At 40.7% G+C, this 15130-nt stretch carries 12 protein-coding genes; 7 read left to right on the top strand and 5 right to left on the bottom strand.

All coding sequences use genetic code 11. The annotated features are described in order from the left end of the window. The first annotated feature begins 23 nt into the window (after positions 1–23). From CDG79_RS04575 to CDG79_RS04585, 3 genes are all read left to right on the top strand, one after another. A complete protein-coding gene (locus CDG79_RS04575; RefSeq protein ID WP_094341074.1) occupies positions 24–917 on the top strand; it encodes a glycosyltransferase family 2 protein in 894 nt (297 codons plus the stop codon). A 112-nt stretch (positions 918–1029) separates the two neighbouring features. Then, positions 1030–2181 (top strand): glycosyltransferase family 4 protein, encoded by a 1152-nt coding sequence (locus tag CDG79_RS04580; protein ID WP_094341075.1) that lies wholly within the window; start codon positions 1030–1032, stop codon positions 2179–2181. A 125-nt stretch (positions 2182–2306) separates the two neighbouring features. Beyond that, a complete protein-coding gene (locus CDG79_RS04585; RefSeq protein ID WP_094341076.1) occupies positions 2307–3131 on the top strand; it encodes a WecB/TagA/CpsF family glycosyltransferase in 825 nt (274 codons plus the stop codon). 95 nt (positions 3132–3226) lie between these two features. Here the strand turns inward: CDG79_RS04585 and CDG79_RS04590 are convergent, their stop codons facing one another. Together CDG79_RS04590 and CDG79_RS04595 are read right to left on the bottom strand one after the other, a co-directional pair. Continuing rightward, positions 3227–3973 carry a creatininase family protein gene (locus tag CDG79_RS04590; RefSeq protein ID WP_094341077.1) on the bottom strand — a complete coding sequence of 249 codons (747 nt, stop codon included), beginning with the start codon at positions 3971–3973 and terminating at the stop codon, positions 3227–3229. A gap of 199 nt (positions 3974–4172) precedes the next feature. Next, positions 4173–5387 (bottom strand): pyridoxal phosphate-dependent aminotransferase, encoded by a 1215-nt coding sequence (locus tag CDG79_RS04595; protein ID WP_223278008.1) that lies wholly within the window; start codon positions 5385–5387, stop codon positions 4173–4175. 155 nt (positions 5388–5542) lie between these two features. Here CDG79_RS04595 and CDG79_RS04600 point away from each other — a divergent pair, with 155 nt between their 5' ends. Together CDG79_RS04600 and ribD are read left to right on the top strand one after the other, a co-directional pair. Continuing rightward, positions 5543–6142, top strand: a complete 600-nt coding sequence (locus CDG79_RS04600) for an MBL fold metallo-hydrolase (protein ID WP_094330764.1) — start codon at positions 5543–5545, stop codon at positions 6140–6142. Positions 6143–6322: 180 nt separating this feature from the next. Further along, complete coding sequence (gene ribD, locus CDG79_RS04605; protein ID WP_094341078.1) at positions 6323–7534, top strand: bifunctional diaminohydroxyphosphoribosylaminopyrimidine deaminase/5-amino-6-(5-phosphoribosylamino)uracil reductase RibD; 1212 nt, start codon at positions 6323–6325, stop codon at positions 7532–7534. A gap of 29 nt (positions 7535–7563) precedes the next feature. Here ribD and CDG79_RS04610 read toward each other — a convergent pair whose 3' ends face one another. The 3 genes from CDG79_RS04610 to CDG79_RS04620 form a co-directional block, all read right to left on the bottom strand. After that, the gene (locus tag CDG79_RS04610) at positions 7564–7782 is read right to left on the bottom strand and encodes a hypothetical protein (RefSeq protein WP_094330763.1); all 219 of its coding nucleotides are present in this window, start codon (positions 7780–7782) and stop codon (positions 7564–7566) included. Positions 7783–8162: 380 nt separating this feature from the next. Beyond that, positions 8163–9998: a serine/threonine-protein kinase gene (locus CDG79_RS04615; RefSeq protein ID WP_094341079.1), complete on the bottom strand. Its 1836-nt coding sequence runs from the start codon at positions 9996–9998 to the stop codon at positions 8163–8165. A 245-nt stretch (positions 9999–10243) separates the two neighbouring features. Next, positions 10244–11299 carry a hypothetical protein gene (locus tag CDG79_RS04620; RefSeq protein ID WP_094341080.1) on the bottom strand — a complete coding sequence of 352 codons (1056 nt, stop codon included), beginning with the start codon at positions 11297–11299 and terminating at the stop codon, positions 10244–10246. 549 nt (positions 11300–11848) lie between these two features. On the opposite strand from CDG79_RS04620, the gene CDG79_RS04625 reads away from it, so the two are divergent. After that, complete coding sequence (locus CDG79_RS04625; protein ID WP_094341081.1) at positions 11849–13777, top strand: alpha-amylase family glycosyl hydrolase; 1929 nt, start codon at positions 11849–11851, stop codon at positions 13775–13777. A 584-nt stretch (positions 13778–14361) separates the two neighbouring features. Beyond that, positions 14362–15090: a hypothetical protein gene (locus CDG79_RS04630; RefSeq protein WP_143855417.1), complete on the top strand. Its 729-nt coding sequence runs from the start codon at positions 14362–14364 to the stop codon at positions 15088–15090. The last annotated feature ends 40 nt before the right edge of the window (positions 15091–15130 follow it).

A 15130-nucleotide genomic window follows, 5' to 3' on the forward strand; every position in this document is an offset into this window, starting at 1 on the left:
TAGGAAGACATGAGGTAAATGGGATGAAACAAGCAACTTTAGCTATAGTTATGACTTGTCATAACAGGCGTAATACCACTCTTGCCTGTCTACATACTTTATATGAGCAAAAAAATCATTTTGATATTTATTTAACTGATGATGGTAGCTCTGATGGAACTGCACAGGCTATCAAAGCAGAATATCCAGAGGTAAACATTCTTCAGGGTAATGGGAATTTATTTTGGGTGGGAGGAATGCATCTCGCCTTTGGTGAGGCGATAAAAAATCAATATAACTATTATCTGTGGTTGAATGATGACACATTTCTAGAGGCTAATGCTGTCAGTAAATTATTACAGATTCATCAAAATTTGACGGAACAAGGTTATCCAGACTCAATTGTAGTTGGTTCAACTAAAGACCCAATGACAGGAAAAGCAACCTATGGAGGAGCAGTAAAATCTAAAAAGTGGTATTCCAATAAGTTTGAATTTTTAGAACCAAGTTCGGTTATTCAAAAATGCGATGCTATGTATGGTAACTGTGTGCTAATTCCTGAAGCTGTTGCTGCAAAAATTGGCAATATTGATACAGCTTTTATTCACAGTTTAGGAGACTTAGATTATGCGCTCAGAGCGCGTAAATTAGGTTGTCAAATATGGGTAGCTCCTGGGTATATTGGTAGTTGTACAAAAAATTCTATCCGCAATAGTTGGGTAGATACTAATTTGAGTATATTACAACGTTTGAAAAAGTCGCTGCAAATTAAAGGATTTCCATTAAAACCCTGGACTGTATTTTGTATCAGACACTCTGGGCCATTATGGATATTTTACTGGTTTTTACCCTATATTAGAGCAATTATTGGTTACAAAGATTTAGCAATTTCTCCTACATTTTCTGATGACATCAGCCAAACTAACTCGAAAATTTGATTATACTCTTAGTATAAAATAAGATTTAGACAATTAATAACAATCTAATCTTAGCTGAGAAATTTCTCTTAAAAAATCAATTTTTAAAATATTGAAATAATTCATCATATTTATGGGGAAACGCTTACTAATTGTCTCAACACTTGATTCTAGTCAACCATTTGGTGCATTTACTAGACCTTTTTATCTTGGACAATATCTTACTAAATATTTTGATGTTTTTCAGCTAGGATTAGATTGTTCATCTGTTAAGTATGCACCTTCGATTTCCATTGGCTCAAGAAGCCTGAAGTCATATATTCAGACTATAGAAAAGTGCATTGATGAGTTTTGCCCAGATATTGTTTATGCTCAAGAAACTTTACCTGGATTAGCTGCTTTAATTTCACTAAAGCTTAGAAAGCACAGCAGTTCCTCTCTTGTATTAGATTTTCATACATTTTCAGCGTATGAATACTGGATGCGCTTATTTTCAGTTGCCAATCCTTTCAAAGAGTTTGTACAATGTATTAAGACATATATTGCTCAGGGAATTTTGATATTCTCTGGTAGTCCAATTATTGCAGCAGGTGACTCGATTCCTAAACTAATTTCTCAGTGGTATGGTAAAACTCCACAGCAGATTTATAGTATTGGGAATGGAGTGACCGAAGACTTGCTAAATACTGAATCGTTTTTGGATAAAGACCCCTATCAAGCATTTAGACCGGCAAAAATAGTGGTTCTTATTGCTCCTAAAACATTTCAATTTCCAAGTAATGATATGTCTGTATCAATGACTATTGAGGTTGCTAAACATCTCGAAAGTCATCAGCAAAAAGTACATTTTGTTATCATAGGTAGGGATAGTAGCGATATTTCAGAACCAATCCCCTCTAATATTTCTTTTTTAGGGTTTTTACCTAAAAGAGAGGATTTTGTTGAGCATCTTAAGTATGCAGATATTGCTTTGTTACCATTCTCTAAACAAGCAGTAGCAGGTGGCGCTCGTAATAAAGCATTAGATTATTTCGCTAGTAAAAAACTAGTTGTATCAACACCAGAAGGCTTGCGAGGTTTAGAAGAATTTCGGAATTTAGAACATCTTTTAGTAACAGGATACTCTACTGAAGAAGTTGCTAACACAGTGCTGGATGCAGCTTCAAACTTTGAAAAATATCAATCGCTTGTGGATACAGCATATACCTTAATTACAGAGAAATATTCCTGGAATGCAAGAGCGCACAATGTCGCCGAAATCCTTATGAAAATCAGTCATTCTTAGTTTAATCGAAGAATACTTAATATTTAAATATTTCCGAATTTAAATATTCTTACAAATTGCTTTTTAAATAATAACCTTACCTGTGACACTAACTCTCATAATTCTAAAAATAAAAATTTGAAGTCATGAAAAATCGATTTTCTTATAAGCTTCTTGGTGTTAAAGTTGATGCACTCTCTATCCCCGAGTTAAACTTATTAATTGAAGAATCTATTGATAAAAATGAGAAATGGATTATTGCTAATCATAACTTGCATAGTCTTTATCTCTTTCATAACGATCCAAAAATGCAATCTTTTTATGCCCAGGCTGAATATATCCATATTGATGGTATGCCTCTATTGTTTATTGGAAAATTGTTAGGTTTTCCGATGAAACGAGAACAAAGAGTAACCTATGCTGACTGGGTATGGCCTCTGATGGAAGAAGCAGCGAATAAAGGCTGGCGTGTATTCTATTTAGGTTCAAAGCCAGGAGTAGCGGAACAAGGAGCAAGTATTTTGCACCAGAGATTTCCTAGTTTACAGATTGCTTGCGCTCATGGCTACATTGATATGGATAAAGATAGTCAAGAAAATCTCGCTACTCTGGCTGCAATTAATGCTTACAAACCTCATGTATTAATGGTGGGAATGGGTATGCCACGCCAAGAGCATTGGATTTCTGAAAATCTTGAACATATTCATGCCAATAGTATTTTGACTAGTGGAGCCTGTATGGATTATGTCGCAGGAGTACTACCCACTCCTCCTCGCTGGATGGGGAAGGTGGGTTTGGAATGGTTGTATCGGTTGTTGTCTGAACCGAAAAGACTTTGGAGACGTTACTTACTTGAGCCTTGGTTTGTAGCTACATTATTTTTACGGGAAATTTGGAGTATGCCAAGCCAACAAAAAAAAAATAAAATGCTGTTATTTCTCAGTACAAGATTTCACAAGTTTGTTGCGTGATTGAGTCTTGCAAAGCCTTGTCAGTAGGTAACTCAATTCGTTATGAATTTATGAAATACTGTATTAAGGCTTAATCAAGAATTACTCAAGACTCCTTATTCTGCGTTCATAAATTCCAAATACCCATTACTAAGTTCTTTCACCGCCAAATCATAAAATTGTTTACCGTGTTCTGGCGTTGCTAAAGCCGGATTTGAACCCATCCGTCCATCGGGATAACGCACTCGAAAGTCAGCTGCACTATAAATTGTGTGTCCGCTTGCAACTTCTGGTGAAAGGAATGCTTGCTTAATCGCCTCTGGATAAACGTACTGGGTGAGAGCTACTTCACTTGGAGTTGCGTGAGAACCTTCTTGATTCCCATATAATTCTTTAGCCAGCTTATATACAGAACCACACATAAACCAGTTTGCTACTTGACATTGCACTTGCTGGGCATTGGGAATCTGCAAATCTTCTAAATGTGCGTAAGTTTCTGAAAATGCAGCTTTGAGGGTAGCGATGTTACCACCGTGTCCGTTGATAAAGTAGAACTTGGTAAAACCAGCTTTGGCTAAACAAGTTACATAATCTCGCACTACTTGAATTAAAGTGCTGGGGCGGAAACTGATTGTACCAGGAAAAGCAGTATGATGCAGTGCCATCCCCACATTGATTGTAGGGGCAACGATCGCTCGAGTCGCATCACCCACACCACGAGCGATCGCTTCTGCACAAATGGAATCAGTACCAATCAACCCCGTTGGCCCGTGTTGTTCTGTGGAACCAATAGGGAAAATAATACCCCGTGACTGCTCTAAATAAGCTTCGACTTCTTGCCAAGTACTTAAATGCAGTAACATTTTTGATGATTTTCCTCAATAAAATTGCGGTGGGACAAAAGCTTTTTCTGCAAAACAGCAGGTTTTGTAACTAAACTTCCGCTAACACGATTATGAACTCCTTTGCTATCTGGTGGTGGCGATCGCGATAAAATCAGTTGGGATGTTGAAGAGAAAGGAACCGCAGAGGCGCAGAGAGCGCAGAGAGAAGAAATGAATGTTAGGTTGTGGGTTGTAGGGTTGCTTGGAGTTTGAGTAAGCGATCGCTCGCTGTTTGTAATGTCTCAGGTGTTTTGCTGAAGCAAAATCTGATTAATGAGTGGCCTTTTTCTGGTTGGCTGAAAAAGCTGGAACCTGGAACTACAGCAACACCAATATTTTTAATTAGATGGTAAGTGAATTCAATATCTGTTTTGTAGCCAAATTTGGAAATATCTGCCAGAACATAATAGGCTCCTTGGGGAAGGAAGTAGGGAATGCCAACTCGATCGAGAATTTGTAAAATCCTGTCTCGCTTCTGGTGATAAAGTTTGGCTAGTTCTTCATAATAGGATGGTGGTAGTTGCATGGCAGCAACTCCGGCTCGTTGTAATGGTGCAGGTGCGCCAACGGTGAGGAAATCATGGACTTTGCGAATGGCTCCTGTTAATTTGGGGTTTGCCAAAATGTAGCCGACTCGCCATCCAGTGACGCTGTAAGTTTTGGATAGACCATTGATGGTAACGGTGCGTTCTTCCATACCGGGAAGGGTCGCTAAGGCAATATGTTGAGTGCCATCATAGAGAATATGTTCGTAAATTTCATCTGTGAAGGCTAAGACATCCCACTTTTGACAAAGTTCAGCAATTAGGGTGAGTTCTTCACGGGTGAAGACTTTGCCGGTGGGGTTGTGGGGTGTGTTGATAATAATGGCTTTGGTATTGGCATTGAAAGCTTGACGCAACTGTGCTTCATCAAAAGTCCACTGGGGAGGATGCAGTGTCACGTAGCGGGGTGTAGCACCAGCTAAAATCGCATCGGGGCCATAGTTTTCGTAATATGGCTCAAATACAATTACTTCATCCCCAGGATCGACTGTGGCTAGCATCACGGATGCCATTGCTTCTGTGGAACCACAAGTGACGGTGATTTCGGTTTCAGGGTCGATATCTAAGCCGAGATACCAACGAACTTTGTTGGCGATCGCATGACGAAATGGGCGATCGCCCCAGGTAATGGCATACTGGTTGACATCTGCCTCTATTGCATCATTTGCTGCCTGCTTTAACTCCAAGGGACAGGGAAAATCAGGGAACCCCTGAGCCAAATTCACTGCACCATGTTGCAGTGCTACCCGCGTCATTTCCCGAATCACCGACTCTGTAAATTGGTCTGCCTTCGCTGATATTTTTTTACGCCCAATCTTACTCAACCCGATACCTCCGTTGATTTCCATTGCCTTTAGGCGGGAGTTTGTCGAAAATCCATAATACAGATACATTTATCGTAGTATACTCAAATTCCAGATTCAGGGGGAATGCAACGTCATAATCTATATACTTAATTATTGATATTAATAGTCAATTACTGAAGTAACGATCCAGAATCATCATGAAATCTTTGCACCGTCCCGATCTCTATAGCTGGTCTAATTTCAATCCGGCAAGAAATATTGATTTCAATGGGATTGCCTGGATTCGCCCAGATGGAAACATCTTGATTGACCCAGTAGCCCTCTCAAACCATGATTGGAATCATCTCAAATCCCTCGGTGGTGTAGTTTGGATTGTGCTGACGAATTCCGAGCATGTTAGGGCAAGTAAAGATATTGCCGATCAAACTTATGCTAAGATAGCTGGCCCTGTGGCAGAAAAAGACACTTTTCCCATACCTTGCGATCGCTGGTTATCTGATGGTGAAGAGTTTGTACCTGGGTTAAAAGTAATTGAACTCCAAGGCTCGAAAACTCCCGGTGAATTAGCTCTGTTACTGGAGGAGACGACTTTGATTACAGGAGATTTAGTCAGGGCACGGAAAGCAGGTAGCTTAACTATATTGCCAGATGACAAACTGCTGAATCGAGAGGAGGCTGTTGCCTCTGTTCGCAGGTTAGCAGAACTGAGTCGGATAGAAGCAGTGCTGGTGGGGGATGGTTGGCCTATTTTTCGTGATGGACGCGATCGCTTACAGGAACTTGTCGCGACGCTGTAAATGGGTGGGAGTTATAAGAAGGGAAAGAGGAAGGCCGTTTTGCCACCCGAACGCGAGTGCGCCTCCCAGAGTTGGGCTTTTCCCTTTCCCGCTCTTTTTAATTATCAGAAGCAAAGCGCGATTCTTCTGTGGAAAGGCTGTGCGATCGCGTGCAGAATATTTACAGTGTTGCCTAAAATTATGGATAATTCCCCAGTGGTCGCTCAAGCAGATGCATCCTTACCAAATTACACTCAGGAAAATATACATTTAGTGGAGTCAGCAGTTATAAAAGAAAAAATCGGAACTGATTTTGACTCTCGCATGATGCTGCGGTGTTTAGAACTTGCTCGCCGCGCTTTAGGACGGACTTCGCCAAATCCGTTGGTGGGAGCGGTGATTGTCAAGGATGGTGAGATTGTTGGCGAGGGGTTTCATCCTCGTGCCGGTGAGCCTCATGCAGAAGTGTTTGCTTTGCAAGCAGCAGGCGATCAATCTTGTGGTGCAACAATCTATGTGTCACTTGAACCTTGCAATCACTATGGACGGACTCCCCCTTGTTCGGAAGGATTAATCCAAGCTGGAGTGGCAAAAGTAGTAGTAGGTATGGTCGATCCCAATCCATTGGTAGCTGGAGGTGGTATTGCCCGTTTACGGGCGGCGGGGATCGAAGTGTTGGTAGGAGTAGAAGAATCAGCTTGTTATCAACTAAATGAAGCTTTTGTGCATCGCATTCTCTACAAGCGACCTTTAGGAATTTTAAAATATGCTATGACTTTAGATGGCAAAATTGCTACCACCTCTGGTCATAGCACTTGGGTAACAAGCCAAGAGTCCCGCAATGAAGTACATCAATTGCGGGCGGCTTGCGATGCAATAATTGTCGGCGGTAATACAGTCAGACAAGATAATCCTTATTTAACCAGCCATCATGCAGAGGCACATAATCCCCTGCGGGTGGTGATGAGTCGCCATCTCAACTTACCGGAAAGTGCCCATCTGTGGCAAACTGCGGATGCTCCAACTTTGGTGTTGACAGAAAAGGGTGCTAACCCCCATTTCCAAGAATTGTTGCGAAAACTTGGGGTGGAAGTCGTGGAATTAACATCGCTTACACCAGATAAGGCGATGGCGTACTTATATGAACGGGGTTTTTGTAGCGTGTTGTGGGAATGTGGCGGTACTTTAGCTGCCAGTGCGATCGCTCAAGGAGCAGTGCAAAAAGTTTTAGCATTTATCGCCCCAAAAATCATTGGTGGTAGCATTGCTCCCACACCTGTGGGCGATTTAGGTTTTACTACCATGACTGAGGCGTTGTCTCTAGAACGTGTTCGTTGGCGTGTAGTCGGCTCTGATTGCTTAGTAGAAGGTTATTTTCCTCAAAAAGCCATAGTCAATAGTAATAACACTTGACTATCAATCAATTAATCGTGATTTTGCTATCATGAACACTGACGTTCATGGGCAAGATCGCGGATAAGAGCTAGCCGAGATTCAATGTAGTGGCTAAGAAAATCAGTTTCGTTAGAATCTAACAACACTTGTGTTTCGGTTTGTTTCACTAACCACTGCACCAAGCTAGCATCATCCAGTTGCAAGAGGAGCTTGGCTTGAGCGGTTTCAACCACTGACCAAAGCTGACGCATAATTGTAGGAGTCATCAGACCTCAATTGAATAATTTAGCTTTGCTGTTTTCAGATTACACAATTTCGATCGCACTTTAGGACATTAATGTAGAAGCTGAGACAAGTATTATTAAAAACTTAATAATGGGATTTATAACTTTATGAAGATTAAGAATTTGAAACTCAGTTGGAAGATAGGGATTAGGGATTGGGAAGACAGATTTTCATGAGTTGAGTTGCAAAAGCTAGAAGGCAAATACACTCAATTCTAAAAACTGGGTTTTTGTGTTTCTGAAGACCGAAATTATGTTGATTGTAGCTCAGTCAAGACAGTTTTCTAAAGACTATATTCAATCATGAATCTGTCTTCTAAGATACAAAAATCTCACTTTTGAGAACAATGGGTTACAGGAAATTAACACTGTCTGGCCGTCGAGGGACTGACAAAATCATGTAAATTTGCATCCCAAACACTGATGTAAATAAAATCACATTGTTGGCGGATAATTTGACCCTTGACTGAACCATTTTTAAAACTAAAATTATCAGACTGACGCTGTTGTATCTGCTTAAGTCCCTGCTTAATTTCTTCAGTGGCTTGCCCATCTAACAATCCATTCAAGGTAGTCTCCATTACCTGTGGGTCTACCGATTGGGCAAAAGATACCTCAGTTTGACGCAGCACTTTAGAATTTCGATCGAATAAGTAGCCAAGGTCAATTTTGTTTGGCACTAGTTTGTAAACAACAGCACGCGTCTTACCCCATGCGCCTCTTAAATCTTGATTTGGTTTGCCAAGGGTAGCTTCTACGGCACTTCTTGATGTACCTGTAGGAAATGCGGGAACACTTTGTCTGTTGTTAGTAAAAGCTACTTTACTAGGCGGACGATCGTTCTTCTGTGGTGCTGAAGGTACTTCTGGTGTGGGAACAGCAACATTTTCTGGTTCTGGCTGTGGTGTAGAACGCACTTCTGGCGCTGGAGTATCTGAAGTTACAGGTTCTTTTTCTGGCTGTGGTACGGATACAACTGGGGGATTAAAGGTTGGCAAAGGGGCGGGAATTACTCGCTGTCGTGGTCGTGAGATGGGTACAACTGGAACCGGAGAAGTTTGGGAAGAAACGGGCGATTTGGTGGATACGGGAGTGGGCAAAGATTCTGGCGATGGGGTGGAACTTGTGGCAATGGTTGTTTCTGGTTGTTGCTGACGAATGATGTTAGGAATTACTACTGCACCAATCAAGCCGCCTACCAGCAAAGTACCAACAATCAATGTTGGTTTTTGCCAGTTTCCAGGGGTGGAAGACCCTGGAATCACAGAATTTTTTTGCGGCGAATATAATGGCTGGGTTTGTCGAGTTGATGCCACAGTGGGATAAAAATTAACTGTGGGAGTATTTGCAGCTAACTCAGGAGGGATATTACTAGCAGATTGCAAAGCGTGTAACATTTTACTAGCAGTGCTGTAGCGATCGCCAGCATGGGGCTTAATTGCCTGATTGAGTATTGCCGCCAATTGGAAAGAGACGTTAGGGGCATATTGCTGCCAAAGTATTTCCCCAGTTTTCAGATCGGTTTGCAATTCTTGCGGGTGTTTGCCAGTCAGCAGATAAACCGCCGTTAAACCTAAACTGTAGATATCAGTGCCGTAAACTGGACGGCCAACAGCTTGTTCGCTAGGCATATACCCAGGCGTACCAATAACGAGCGATCGCGTGGGGTATCCTGGAGGATTCACCACGGAACGGATTGTTTCTTTGACTGCACCAAAATCAATCAAAACTGGCTTGTTATCAATCGAACGGAGAATGATGTTCTCTGGCTTGATATCTCGGTGAATAATGCCCTTACTGTGGACATAATCTAAAACTGATAGCAGACTCAAGAGAATTTGCCGAACAGCAGCTTCACTCTCAAATCCTTTGGCTTCGACAATTTTTGTCAGAGTTTGGCCGTGAATCCATTCTTGGACAAGGTAAAATTGCCCGTTCTCAGAAAAGTAGGCGTAGAGTTTAGGAATTTGGTTACTACTTTCACCTAAATACTCCAAGGTTGCGGCTTCCCGTTCAAACCGTTGTTGGATAAGTTGGTAATTTTGCGGGTCATTATTGGTTATCGGTTTAAGTTGCTTGATAACACAACGACGGCGAGAAGGCATGTGAACATCTTCTGCCAGAAAGGTTTCGCCAAAACCACCAGCGCCGATTACCTGGATAACTTGATAGCGATTGTTTAGCAGGGTTATTGTCATGAAAAATCACAAGCATAGACATCGGAGACACTCCGCCTCTGGGCTTGTCGTCAGACATCGCCCTTTCCAAATGTACATCACATAAGTAAAGCCAGGGCGAAGGTCATTCGCGTCTACACAAGCAAATTTTACCTCTGTGGACTAAGGATTTAAACCCACCTCGGAGTTTTTGGTTGTGTAGACGTGGTTTTTAACCGCCGATTTTGCTCAGAAAAAGTTAAGGGTTTGAAACCCACGGAGATGTTTTAAGCAAACTCTATAGTTTCAACAAACTCTAAAATACTTTCCTTAATATCTTCAGCTTCTTCTTCCAGGGAATCGGGAGTTTCGCCGTCCAGAAAGCTGTGCTGACTACTAACTATATACAAAAATTCACCACTAATAAAGGTGAGCAGTCCCCGGTACGCATCTAATCTGATCGCAGTTCCATTATTTTCTTGCTTAGAAATCGTTGAACCTTTAGGCATATCAATTAACACATAGTAAGCGCCTCGCAAAGTATTTTCCAGATATTCGGTATACTCCACAGAAGCATCTGGTACATTGGCAAAAATCGCCTGGGGTACATACTTGTCTACTAAAATTGTTTGTAAATATTCTTCTTGTCCAACAGATTCCAGTTCCTCTAACTGTTCTAGAGGGAAAGGATAATAATCGATCCTCAATAAAGTACCGATGTCATCAGAAAAGCCAACTACTCCTTCTTGGCTTTGAATTCTACCGCCCTGCTGGGGATCGACCGGAATTGGCACGGTAAAATTACCTAAAGGGGATTGATATGTCTGTTCGCTAAAATCTTCTATGACTACTGTCTCATCTTCGTCATCGTCTGCATATTCTTCTTCTTCTTCTGCTTCTTTAAAAGCTGCAATTACCTCCTTAATGATTTCCTCTGCTTCTTCATCTTCCAGTTCTAAAGCTGCTTGTAGCTTTTTGAGGTAGGCTTGTTTCGGTTTGGCGATCGCGAGTTCATCGTCTAAAAGCACTATCACCCCAGCTGCAAAACCATCCAGCACTAATTCATCCGAGAGAGAGACTTTAGCCGCATTAAACAGAGGCCCAATTCCCTCTTCTTGTGCAATGGAGATGAGTCTATCAACTATTTCGGTGATTTCATCTTCTGAGTATTCCTCAAAAACCTCGAATTCCCAGAGGATACCCGCTAAACTTTCTGCATCTACATCTTCAATCACGGAATCAGCGATCGCAGTGACAGTTGCGATCGCCGCCACCGCCTCCTCTGGACTTAGTGATTCCTCTGATGTCTTTGGTGAGTTAAAAACCTTGTCATATTTGGTCATAATTGCTACTTAAATTAATCCTTGATAGTAATAACAGATTTAAAGCGACAATGGTCAGTTTACCAATGGAGCGAATCTTCTAGAGAAAAAGTTAGCGAATACCTGGTTGAATCAATAATTAGTCAAAGATAACGAAACTTTCTTGACAGCTAATCTCCAGCGCTAATTAATCCGATTCTACAAACTACTGACTAGCCAACATCATGATTTGAGACATATTCCGAAGCGATCGGCGATATTTTTGTAAAAATAAATAAATGAGGGTGATTAATCAAAGGTTTGTAATCAGCCCTGGAGCCGCTTAACAAGAGCCAAAATATTGTAAATTTTTGTGATGAAGCTATTGTCGTTAATAACTGCTATATTCCTTTGTTTTTATCCTCTAGCAGATGAATTATATCTATCGATAGAATTATAAACTAGCTAGCGATAGATACCTACACCGCGAGCCGGATGTCACAATACCGATGTTTGTAGTGACACACAATACTCGAAATCTTTGTACTGTTAGTTCTACAACTGTGAATTACATAAATTTTGAGTCTTTTTATGGTAAGAACCCCTCCATCTCAGTTTTCGCCAGATCAATACAAAGTTGATTCTGCACAAGAAAAAGTAGACGCTATTGTAGAAACACCACCATCAGATACTGAGGTTGATCTAGAGTTTCTTTACACCAGAGATATTGAATTTCGTCAAGAAACTATTTACTTTCTTGTGGTCGATCGCTTTTATGATGGCGATCCAGATAACAGCGAAGGTGAAAACTCAGAACTGTACGATCCCAATAGACAAGAATGGGGTAAGTACTGGGGTGGTGACTTGCAAGGTATCATCGATAAATTAGATTATCTCAAAAATATGGGAGTTACTGCCCTTTGGCTAACTCCATTATTCGAGCAAGTAGAAGAGTTATTTATTAGCAATGCGGCGATGCATGGCTATTGGACAAAAGATTTTAAGCGGATTAATCCTCGCTACATTGCTAATGGAGAGAATCCTTCTTTAAATGCTACTCAAGAAGAAAAAAATACGACCTTCGATCGGTTAATTACAGAACTGCACAAGCGGAATATGAAGCTGGTGCTGGATATTGTCTGCAACCATAGCAGCCCTGATACCAGTGGGAGCAAAGGTGAATTGTATGATGATGGTGTTAAAATTGCTGACTTCAATGATGATGTCAATAATTGGTATCACCACTATGGCGAAGTGCAAAACTGGGAAGACGACTGGCAAGTACAGAATTGTGAATTATCTGGTTTAGCAACCTTCAATGAAAACAATACAGAATATCGGCAGTATATCAAGTCAGCAATTAAACAATGGCTAGACCGGGGTGTGGATGCACTGCGGGTTGATACTGTCAAGCACATGCCTATTTGGTTTTGGCAAGAATTTACTGGCGAGATGAGCAATCACAAACCAGATGTATTTATTTTTGGTGAATGGATTTACAGTAATCCTAGTGACGATCGCTCAGTAGAATTTGTTAACCACTCAGGCATGACACTTCTAGACTTTGGGCTATGTGTAGCAATTCGAGCCGCACTAGGGCAAGGTTCAGAAATGGGATTCCAAACAATTCAATACATTTTTGACCAGGATTATCGCTATAAGGGGGCAACAGAGTTAGTTACCTTCATCGATAACCATGATATGTCCCGCTTCCAATCGCTGAACCCCGATCCAGCGATGTTGAAGGTAGCGATCGCCTTAATTATGACATCTCGCGGTATTCCCTGTATATATTACGGCACAGAACAGTATTTACATAACGATACTGATGGCGGTAATGACCCATATAACCGCCCAATGATGGAAAATTGGGATACTGATAGCGAGGTTTATCGTTGTATCAGATTACTGTCTGGTTTACGGCGACTGAATCCAGCCGTGTCAATGGGTAGCCACTGGCAAAAATACTTGACCCCCGACGTTTACTGTTATGTGCGCCGTTCTCGTGATTCTCTGTGTTTTGTAGCTTTAAATCGCGGAGGAGAAGTTACCTTACCAGAAGTAGAAACAGAACTACCTGATGGTGAACATACTTGTGTGGTGACTCGCAATAAGTATGAAGTCAAAGACGGCAAGATTTATGACCTAGTACTACAAGAACGGGGAGTGCTTGTTTTCAGCCACGTTGGGGAACGCATCAAAGCACAAACAATTGTGCGCGTCCAACTCAATGGCGTAGATACCAAACCCGGTGAAATTATTGTGGTGACAGGAGATTGCCCAGAGTTGGGTAACTGGGATATCAGCAAAGCATATCCTTTAGAGTACATCAACTCAAATACCTGGTCTGCCGAGATTCCCTTTGATGAAAGTGCTGGTAAGCTGATTGCTTATAAATATGCCATGTGGCGGGAAGGGCAATCGCCTCTGCGCGAAAATTTGGTAAATCGTCGCTGGGTGATTGCAAAAGAAGGTACTGTTAAATGGCGTGATACTTGGGCATCGGGAAGAGAATCATAGAAATTTCATTCAGATAAAGAATGAAGTGCCAAGGAGCAAAATTTTCATCCTTCGCACTTTATTTTTTGTGAATTAATAACGCTTCTTGATGTCTTCAAGGTTTGGGCTATCTTTTGCGTAAGTCCTGACTCTGTTGGAGAACTCGAAGAGTAGCCGCTACATATCTATAGGAATCCGATTTGATTTGGAGAAAATATACGTAGGATGTGTTAGCGACAGCGTAACGCATCAAACCCATGATAATAGTGCGTTACGAACTTCGTTCTAACACACTCTACAATACTTAATTTCGTTCAAAAATCAAATAGTAATCCTATATGTATCCAATACCTGATTTCTAAATGCTTTTTCAATAAATATATATTTTAGCTTATGGTGATCTGGATCACACCATTTTGTCAGTAAAAATAGATAGTATCAAGCACATAAACATATAAAAACTGTCAAAAAAGGAGCTAAAGGCTCTATATTTTACAGTATAAAAGAACAGATAATACCTTTATGAGTATTAAACTCACCAGCTGTTAATTCTTACCAAGTCATCTAAAAAAAAGAGAAAAAGGTAAATGGTGATGTTCGACCTCTTGCTGGAAAATAAATTAAGCGCTTCAAAAAAACGAAAATTTAAAAAGGAAATTTTGGCACGAGTTCAATCTCGAAATCCAGACTATTTAGATGATGAAATAAATTTTTACAAAACTGAATTACTTCCCTATTTTATAAAATTGAGCCAACATAATCCTGTTGCCAGTGTTACAGAACAATTACGGCTTTTAGTGGGTGTTTGGACACCAATCTGGTCTACGATATCGTTACATGAAAGTTTACCCAAAAGAATACAAGAGCAGTCCTTCCAAATTTTCCAGCATGATGGTTACTGTGCCAGTGTAGCTCGCTACATCATGGGAAAAGAGCCTTCTTTATCCCATAATTATCAATCAAGTTTACCAGCTTATGATTTCATGGTAATCCAAAAGTATGGAGTTCAAAATGGTAAATGGTATCTTCAAAATATTGATAGATTTCAGGCTTTTCAAAATAGAGAAATTCCTCTAACTTTAGAATCAGTCTACAACTGGTTTACTAATATAGTTAACACTAAAGTCAACCTGAACTCGCCAAAAGATGATTTGCCTAAAGTTCTAAATTTAGACAACATAGAAATAAATCATCCTAATGAATTTCAAAAAACATCCTTAGCAACTTCTCAAATTTTTGAGAATTTATATATAGATAATGACTGGCGACTTGTGAAAACTCAAACAGATGCCTCACATCTACCTAGTTACACAATTGCTGTGAAGAGGCAATGATATTATGTCCATGTCATCAAAGCGCCTAACGCACTGCTAT

The sequence above is a fragment of the Nostoc sp. 'Peltigera membranacea cyanobiont' 232 genome (assembly GCF_002245985.1).
GTDB lineage: Bacteria > Cyanobacteriota > Cyanobacteriia > Cyanobacteriales > Nostocaceae > Nostoc.

What these genes read in the sequence shown, in the direction of transcription:
- CDG79_RS04620 (WP_094341080.1), bottom strand. Translation starts at nt 11,299, where the DNA reads ATGACCAAATATGACAAGGTTTTTAACTCACCAAAGACATCAGAGGAA.
- CDG79_RS04600 (WP_094330764.1), top strand. Translation starts at nt 5,543, where the DNA reads ATGAAATCTTTGCACCGTCCCGATCTCTATAGCTGGTCTAATTTCAAT.
- ribD (WP_094341078.1), top strand. Translation starts at nt 6,323, where the DNA reads ATGGATAATTCCCCAGTGGTCGCTCAAGCAGATGCATCCTTACCAAAT.
- CDG79_RS04625 (WP_094341081.1), top strand. Translation starts at nt 11,849, where the DNA reads ATGGTAAGAACCCCTCCATCTCAGTTTTCGCCAGATCAATACAAAGTT.
- CDG79_RS04585 (WP_094341076.1), top strand. Translation starts at nt 2,307, where the DNA reads ATGAAAAATCGATTTTCTTATAAGCTTCTTGGTGTTAAAGTTGATGCA.
- CDG79_RS04615 (WP_094341079.1), bottom strand. Translation starts at nt 9,998, where the DNA reads ATGACAATAACCCTGCTAAACAATCGCTATCAAGTTATCCAGGTAATC.
- CDG79_RS04610 (WP_094330763.1), bottom strand. Translation starts at nt 7,782, where the DNA reads ATGACTCCTACAATTATGCGTCAGCTTTGGTCAGTGGTTGAAACCGCT.
- CDG79_RS04595 (WP_223278008.1), bottom strand. Translation starts at nt 5,387, where the DNA reads ATGGAAATCAACGGAGGTATCGGGTTGAGTAAGATTGGGCGTAAAAAA.
- CDG79_RS04575 (WP_094341074.1), top strand. Translation starts at nt 24, where the DNA reads ATGAAACAAGCAACTTTAGCTATAGTTATGACTTGTCATAACAGGCGT.
- CDG79_RS04580 (WP_094341075.1), top strand. Translation starts at nt 1,030, where the DNA reads ATGGGGAAACGCTTACTAATTGTCTCAACACTTGATTCTAGTCAACCA.
- CDG79_RS04590 (WP_094341077.1), bottom strand. Translation starts at nt 3,973, where the DNA reads ATGTTACTGCATTTAAGTACTTGGCAAGAAGTCGAAGCTTATTTAGAG.